This window comes from Curtobacterium luteum (genome assembly GCF_001475545.1).
GTDB classification, from domain to species: Bacteria; Actinomycetota; Actinomycetes; order Actinomycetales; family Microbacteriaceae; genus Curtobacterium; species Curtobacterium luteum_A.
This window is the reverse complement of the sequence record NZ_LDQC01000028.1, coordinates 47,584-54,901: the sequence shown is the minus strand read 5'-3', so window position 1 is coordinate 54,901 and position 7,318 is coordinate 47,584. Positions and strand designations below refer to the sequence as shown.

The window sequence follows — 7,318 nt, the reverse complement described above, 5'->3', positions numbered from 1 at the left end:
CGGGCCTCCCGTCCGTCACGGGGTGGGTCCGTGACCGGCGCGGTCAGGACTCGCGCGACAGCAGGAACTCGTTGATGCGCTCGGTGAGCGGCAGGTCCATCGCCCGGGTGACCCCGTTCACCGACCGGATCGGCGCCGCCTGGCGGACGCTCGACACGAGCCAGAGCGCGTCGGCTGCCTCGAGGTCGGCGAGCGTCACGAGCTCGTAGGCGGTGTCCATGCCGGCCTCCTCGGCGAACCGGAACACATCGGCCTGCGTGGTGCCGGCGAGGATGCCGATGTCGGTGCGGGGGGTCACGAACCGACCACCGACGGACATGACCAGGTTCGCGCGGGTGCCCTCGAGCACGTAGCCGTCCGTCGACACGAAGAGTGCGTCGTCGGCCCCTCGGCGGTCGGCCTCGCGCAGTGCGGCCATGTTCACCGCGTACGAGAGCGTCTTCGCCCCCTGCAGGAGCCACGGCGACGTGCGCTCGACGTCGTGCCGGTAGCCGCGGTCGAGCGTCACGACCGAGATGCCCTCGGTGCGTGCGGGCGTCTGGTCACCCGACGGCGCCGCGTACGCCCAGCCGGTCGGGCGGTCGGAGCCCTCGACGCCGCGGGTCAGCACGGTCTTCACGAAGCCCTCGCGGACGGGGTCCAGCTCGGCGCACACGGCCTCGATCGTGCGGCGCCAGGCGTCGGCGTCCGGGACGGGCAGGTCGAGCATGCGGGCGGACCGCTCGAAGCGCGCGAGGTGCGGCTCGAGCGCCTGCGGCCGACCGTCCACCACGGTGATGGTCTCGAACACGCCGTCGCCGCGGATGATCCCGAGGTCCTGCACCTGCACGTGCTCCTCGAGCGGGGCGGCGAACCAGAACGTGTCGGCGTCCGGGTCGTGCGGTGCGGCGTCGCGGGAGGGCTGGTTGAGGATCGCGAGGACGGTTTCGGTCATGTGCCCATCCAACCGCAGCGCGACCGGCCCCGGCACCGGACCGCGGCCGACGCCCCCGGCGCCGGTCAGCTCGCGTCGGGGAGTGCGCCCATGAGCTTCCAGACCGCCTCGGTCAGCTCCGGGTGCTGCAGGGCGATGCGGCGCAGCCGGTGGTACTCCTCGCCCATCGCGGTGCCCTGGCCGGACGCCGGGTGCATCGACCACTGCGCACTGCGCTTCCCGAGCGCGGCGTCGAGCTCGAGGGAGTCGGCACGGAGGATGAGCACGACCTGCTCGTCGACCGTCGGCAGCGTCGGCATGAAGTCCCACGGGTCCTCGCCCTGCCGGCTCCGGTGCTCGACGAGCATCGAGATCTCCTCGGCGGCCTCGGCACGCAGCACTTCGAGGCTGCGCCCCGACCTGCGGGACTCAGCCATGATGCCCCCGCAGCACGCCTGCCATGGGACGAGCGTACGCCACACTGGGGAGGTGACCGAACGCGCCGACCGCACGATCCAGCACCCGGCCGTGGTCGTCGTGTACCTGCTCCGCGACGGGGCCGACGGCCCCGAGGTGCTGCTCGGGGAGAAGCGCCGCGGCCTCGGCACCGGCCGCCTGGTCGGGCCCGGCGGCAAGCGGGAGCCCGGTGAGGCCGCGGTCGACACGGCCGTCCGCGAGGTGGCCGAGGAGGTCGGCCTGCGGCTCGACCCCGACGACCTGGAGGCGCGGGGCACGTTGGACTACCGGTTCCCGTTCCGTCCGTCCTGGTCGCAGGTCTCGGACGTCTTCGTCTGCCGCCGCTGGCAGGGGGACCCGACGGGCAGCGACGAGCTCGAGCCCCGGTGGATCCCGGTCGACACCGTTCCCTACGGGGCGATGTGGGACGACGCGCAGTACTGGCTGCCCGGGGTGCTCGCGGGCGGTCGCGTCCGCGCGCGCTTCACGTTCGCGGAGGACAACGCGACCGTGGCCGGGTTCACCGGAGCGTGATCAGCGGACCTGCTGCGTGCGGGTGCTGCCGGTCCGTGCTTCCTCGGCCGCGGCCATGACGTCCGCGTCGCCACTGCGGCCACCGAGCGGACGCACGAAGAAGTCGACGATGCCGAAGCCGATCGCGCCGATCATCGCGAACATCGCCCAGCCGACGAAGAGCCCGGCGGTGTTCCGGCCGTCGGCAGGGGCCAGGAACACGCTCAGCGCGTAGAGCACGACCGCGAGGGCGAGGAACACGACGACGACGGTGACGAGGACGCGGTGCCAGGCGATGCGCGGGTTCATCCGCCCAGGATACGCCCGGCGGCGGCGGGCCCCAGCGCCCGGCGCGGCGGGCCTCCGCACCCCGACCGGTGGGCCTCAGCGGTCGGCGTGCCGGCCGTGGGGGCGGTCGTCGTCCGGGCCGCCGGTCCGTGCGGACGACCGAGCCGGCACGTCGGAGCGCGTGGGCACCCGCGAGCCGTCCGCCCGTGGGACGGGACGCGTGCGCGGACCGCTGGTCGGGCCTCCCGGCCGTCCCGCAGGAGCGGACCGCTCGCCCGAGCGCACCACCGGGATGCGACCGGTCGGCGAGCTCTCGGTCTCGAGGCCGTCGCGACCGCCCATGAAGACGTCGCCGCCGGCTCGTTCGTCCTCCCAGTCGTCGTCGCGCAGCACGCTGAGCGTGCCGGTCTCCGTCGAGGTCAGACCGTGCCGCTCGAGTTCCTGGTCGCGCTGCTTGCCGAGGAAGTCCCGGTTCGCGTTCTGGGCGTCCTGGAACATCGTCGTGCGGCCGGTGACGATCGCGCGGATGCGTCGGTGCTCCCACCACATCTTGCCGAAGTACATGAGCACCAGGCCCGCTCCGGCGTAGCAGGCCATCGTGACCAGCCCGCGCGTCAGACCGGGCCCGACGCCGTAGATCTGGTGCTTGATCATGTCGACCATGCTCGAACCGACGACGACGTTGTTGAGCCACGCGAACGGCTCGGGCATGAACCACTTCGGGTACGCGCCGCCGGAGGACGGCATGGAGAGGAAGACGAAGCAGATCATGGCCGGGGCGGCGATGAACCGGCCGGCGAAGTAGCTCAGGCCGTTGACCGCGAGTCCGATCGCCACGATCCATCCCCACGCGATGAGGACGAGCGGGACGAAGTGGCCCTGGATCGCGCCGACGACCGGGCCCGCCAGGGTGTTCGTGATGAGGGAGATGACGAGGCCGCCGACGACGATCACGGCCATGCGGGTGCGGTGCCGGAGCGGGCCGCCCATGATCCCGATGAACATGGCCACCATGTAGCCGCCGATGCACCACGCGAGCATCACGTACATCGAGACGGTGCCGTACTCGTCGTAGGCGGGGAGCGGGGCGAGCTCGGTGACCTTCGGGGCTGCGGCTCCGCCGGCACCGATGACCGCGGACAGGGTGGCGGGGACGAGCGCCGCGACCTGGTACTGGTGCGCGCTGGCCTTGAAGAACTCGTTCGCCGACGGGTCGTAGGCGACGGCCATGCTGCCGGCGAGCACGTCGCGCTTCGCGGTGGCGAGCGAGTCGTACACGTGGAAGGCGTACTCGCCCGGCAGGGCCTTGCCGACGGCCGCGACGAGCGTCGGGTCGCTGCCGACGAGGGCGACGGGGACGTCGTGCGGGTGCGGCGCGTGGAACGCGACTACGTAGCAGAGGCAGAACCCGACGATGAAGAACAGCGGCATCCAGAGCTGCAGACCGATGAGCTGCAGCGACGGGTGCAGCGTGCCGTACCAGCGCCGGTAGCGGCTGATGCGCTGCGGCTCGGGGACGGGAGCCTGGCGGACCCGACGGTGACCGGCGACGGACGACCCTCGACGGGGACGCGTGCCGCGGGTCGACGGGCGGGTGGTCCGCTTCGGGGGGAGGTCGTTCCGCGGGGTGCTCACTCGGCCACGTGCTCCTGTTCTCGATCGGAGCGCCAGGATACGCCGTGACGTCCGACAGCGACCGGGGTGCGGAGCGCGCGGCCGCGCGGCGTGCACGGTCGCGCGCCGCACCCGGTGCTCCGGCGCGGTCAGCTCCGGCTGCGGGACGCCTGTGCCGAGTCCATGGCGAGCTCCTCGGCGTCGAGCGTCACGAGTACCCGGCGCATGACCTCCTCGTCGAGGTTGCCCTTCTCGCGCTCCTCGAGCACGATCTCCCGTCGCCGGTCGAGCAGGTCGCGGCGGATGTCCTGCATCTGCGCACCCCGGAGCCGCGAGGGCAGCTGCTGGTCCTCGGTCTCCTCCTCCACGGCGTCCTGCCGGAACGTCTCGGCGGCGCGTTCGAGCCGTGCCTTGAGCCGCGCGACGAACACGTCCGTCGCCTCGACCCCGAAGCGCTCGCCCCACTCCGGCCGTCGCTGCTCGATGAGCTCGATCGCGGCGCGGGTGGTGCGCTCGTTCAGCCGCATCTCGCTCCGGACGTCCTGGATGCCTTCCTCGGGGTCCTGCACCTTGAGCGCCCGGATGACGAACGGCAGCGTCAGGCCCTGGAGCAGGAGGGTGCCGACGGTGACGATGAACGCGATCACGAAGATGGTGTCCTGCGCCGGGATCTCCGTCGGGTTCGCCACGACCGACACCGCGGCGGCGAGCGTGACCACACCGCGCATCCCGGTCCACGAGATGACGGTGAGCTCGCGCCAGTTGAGCTTCGGCTCCGCCGAACCACGGATCCACCGCAGCGACGGGTGCCCGCGGGAGAGCCGGATGCGCAGGGGCCGGAGCCAGCGTCCGTTGATCCGGTTGCGCACGTAGGACTCGAACACGAAGAGGGGCCGGACGAGGATCACGACGAGGAGGATCACGACCGCCGCGGTCAGCGTCTGACCGAGGCTCCGCTCGCTCGCGATGAGCTTCTGCACGACGTCGTTGAGCTGCAGACCGATGAGGGCGAAGACGAACCCCTCGAGGATGACGTCGATGCTCGTCCAGAGGGGGCGCTCCTGGAGCCGGGTCGCGTAGCCCTCCTTCGGCGAGTTGTAGCCGATGTAGAGGCCCGCGGTGACGACCGCGATCACCCCGGACCCGGACAGGTGCTCCGCGCCGATGTACGCGACGAAGGGCAGCAGGATGCTCATGATCGTCTCGACCACGGGGTCGTTGATCCGCATCCGGATCCAGTGCACGGCGACACCGAGCACCCCGCCGACCACGAGGCCGACGCCGATCGCGAGCCCGAAGATGCCGAGGTCCTGCCAGATGGTCAGTGACGTCCCCGCGATGATGAGCGTGAACACCCGCACCAGCGTCAGCGAGGCCGCGTCGTTGATGAGGCTCTCGCCGGACAGCACCGTCATCACGCGCCGGGGGAGCCCGAGCTTCCGGCCGATCGCCGCCGCGGACACGGCGTCCGGCGGAGCGACGATCGCGCCGAGGAGGATCGCTGCCGGCAGCGTCATGTCCGGGATGAGGAAGTACGCGACGACACCGACCACGAGCGCCGTGACGATCACGAGGAAGATCCCGAGGCGCCGGATCTGCTTGATCGACGTCTGGAAGCTCTGCCACGACACGTCGAGCGCCGCCGAGTAGAGCAGCGGCGGGAGCACGACGGTGAGGATGACCTCGCTGTCGATCTCGATGTGCGGCAGTCCGGGGATGAACGACGCCGCGAGGGCCACGGCCGTGACGAGCAGGGGAGCGGGCAGGCCCTTCGCCCGCGCGAACCCCGTCACCGCAAGCGATCCGATCAGCAGGATGAGCAGCTCGACAGGGTCCATGAGGAACATTCTCTCATCGGAATGGTTCCGTTCCTGAACGGATCGACAGCACTGGTGAACGCGACGTGAACGGCAGGGTTTGTGCTCGGGGCGGTCGCCTGGGACACTTTCCCGCGGTGGACATCACACTCATAGTCGTCCTGGTCATCGCGTTGGCCCTCTTCTTCGACTTCACAAACGGTTTTCACGACACCGCCAACGCGATGGCGACCCCGATCGCGACCGGCGCCATGAAGCCCAAGGTCGCGGTCACCGTCGCAGCGGTGCTCAACCTCGTCGGTGCGTTCCTCAGCACCGCCGTGGCGACCTCGATCTCGCACGGCCTGATCAACGAGGGCCCCGGCGGCGTCGCGATCACCCCGGAGATGATCTTCGCGGGGCTCATCGGCGCGGTCGTGTGGAACATGATCACGTGGCTGCGGGGCCTGCCCTCGTCGTCGTCGCACGCGCTGTTCGGCGGACTGATCGGTGCCGCGATCGTCGGTGCCGGGTTCGGCTCCGTGAACTACGCGGCACTGCTGACGGTCGTGATCATCCCGGCCTTCCTGTCGCCCGTGATCGCGGCGCTCGTGTCGTTCCTGTCGACGCGCATCGCGTACCGGATCACCCGTCGCCCGGTCTTCCCGAACGAGCGCGGCGGCTTCCGCATCGGGCAGGTCTTCACGAGTTCGATGGTGTCGCTCGCGCACGGCACGAACGACGCGCAGAAGACGATGGGCGTCATCACGCTGACGCTCATCGCGTCCGGTGCGCAGTCGGCGGACCAGGGCGTGCAGTTCTGGGTCGTCGTCGCGTGTGCCCTCGCGATCGCCCTCGGCACGTACACCGGCGGCTGGCGCATCATCCGCACGCTCGGGTCCGGTATCACCGAGATCCGTGCGACGCAGGGTTTCGCCGCCGAGGCCTCGACCGCCGCCACGATCCTCGCGTCGAGCCACCTCGGGTTCGCGCTGTCCACCACGCAGGTGTCGTCCGGCTCGATCATCGGCGCAGGCCTCGGCCGTCGTGGGTCGAAGATCCAGTGGTCGACCGCGGGCAAGATCGTCATCGCCTGGTTCATCACGCTGCCCGCCGCGGCTGCGGTCGGCGCGGTCGCGTCCGGCATCGCCCGCATCGGCGTCGTCGGGCTCGTGATCGACGCCGTCGTCGGAGCCGCGGTGATCCTCGGCCTGTACCTCTGGTCGCTCCGCAAGCCGCACGACCAGGCCGCCGCGATCGAGGTGGACGTGGCCGCGAACGCGGTCCTCACCCGCAAGGAGCGCCGGGACATGCAGCGCAAGAAGCGCGCCGAGGTCGTCTCGGCCCGTCGTGCCGAGCTGAGCCGTGAGCGCACCCTGCGCCGCATGGCCGCTCGCAAGGGAGGTCGTCGCTGATGGGCATCGACTGGTTCGCCTTCCTGACGGTCGCGATCGCCTCGGTCGTCGGCGCGTGTTTCGTCGTGACGGTGTACTCGATCGGCCTGCGCTTCTGGAGCGCTGCGGACAGCCGCGCCGGCAAGTACACGGTGAAGGACGACGGCACCGTCGGGCCGGCCACGGCCGGGTTCCCGATCCCCGGACAGACCCCGCCGGGGGTGCGGCTGTACCGCTCGCTCGCGGTCGCCTGCTTCGCGGTGAGCGCCGTCGCCGTGCTCTACGGCATCTACCTCATCGTCCCGCAGTTCCACTGACGCGCACCGCGTGACGCCACGCGTCGG

8 protein-coding genes are annotated in these 7,318 nt (G+C 71.1%); 3 read left to right on the top strand and 5 right to left on the bottom strand.

Going from position 1 to position 7,318, the window contains the following annotated elements:
- Positions 1-43: 43 nt before the first annotated feature.
- Both NS184_RS05600 and NS184_RS05595 read right to left on the bottom strand, forming a co-directional pair.
- A complete protein-coding gene (locus NS184_RS05600; RefSeq protein ID WP_058725147.1) occupies positions 44-934 on the bottom strand; it encodes an aminodeoxychorismate lyase in 891 nt (296 codons plus the stop codon).
- Positions 935-999: 65 nt separating this feature from the next.
- Positions 1,000-1,350 (bottom strand): hypothetical protein, encoded by a 351-nt coding sequence (locus NS184_RS05595; RefSeq protein ID WP_058725146.1) that lies wholly within the window; start codon positions 1,348-1,350, stop codon positions 1,000-1,002.
- 52 nt (positions 1,351-1,402) lie between these two features.
- Here NS184_RS05595 and NS184_RS05590 point away from each other — a divergent pair, with 52 nt between their 5' ends.
- Entirely contained in the window at positions 1,403-1,903 is a 501-nt protein-coding gene (locus tag NS184_RS05590; RefSeq protein ID WP_058725145.1) for an 8-oxo-dGTP diphosphatase, read from the top strand.
- Here NS184_RS05590 and NS184_RS05585 read toward each other — a convergent pair whose 3' ends face one another.
- The 3 genes from NS184_RS05585 to NS184_RS05575 all read right to left on the bottom strand — a co-directional run bounded on the left by NS184_RS05585 (position 1,904) and on the right by NS184_RS05575 (position 5,622).
- Complete coding sequence (locus NS184_RS05585; protein ID WP_058725144.1) at positions 1,904-2,191, bottom strand: hypothetical protein; 288 nt, start codon at positions 2,189-2,191, stop codon at positions 1,904-1,906.
- 75 nt (positions 2,192-2,266) lie between these two features.
- Entirely contained in the window at positions 2,267-3,805 is a 1,539-nt protein-coding gene (locus NS184_RS05580) for an ABC transporter permease (protein ID WP_058725143.1), read from the bottom strand.
- Positions 3,806-3,933: 128 nt separating this feature from the next.
- Positions 3,934-5,622 carry a cation:proton antiporter gene (locus tag NS184_RS05575; RefSeq protein ID WP_058725156.1) on the bottom strand — a complete coding sequence of 563 codons (1,689 nt, stop codon included), beginning with the start codon at positions 5,620-5,622 and terminating at the stop codon, positions 3,934-3,936.
- Between the two features lie 116 nt (positions 5,623-5,738).
- Here NS184_RS05575 and NS184_RS05570 point away from each other — a divergent pair, with 116 nt between their 5' ends.
- Both NS184_RS05570 and NS184_RS05565 read left to right on the top strand, forming a co-directional pair.
- Positions 5,739-6,995, top strand: a complete 1,257-nt coding sequence (locus tag NS184_RS05570) for an inorganic phosphate transporter (protein WP_058725142.1) — start codon at positions 5,739-5,741, stop codon at positions 6,993-6,995.
- Positions 6,995-7,291 (top strand): hypothetical protein, encoded by a 297-nt coding sequence (locus NS184_RS05565; protein WP_058725141.1) that lies wholly within the window; start codon positions 6,995-6,997, stop codon positions 7,289-7,291. The genes NS184_RS05570 and NS184_RS05565 overlap by 1 nt, the downstream gene beginning before the upstream one ends.
- Positions 7,292-7,318: the final 27 nt, after the last annotated feature.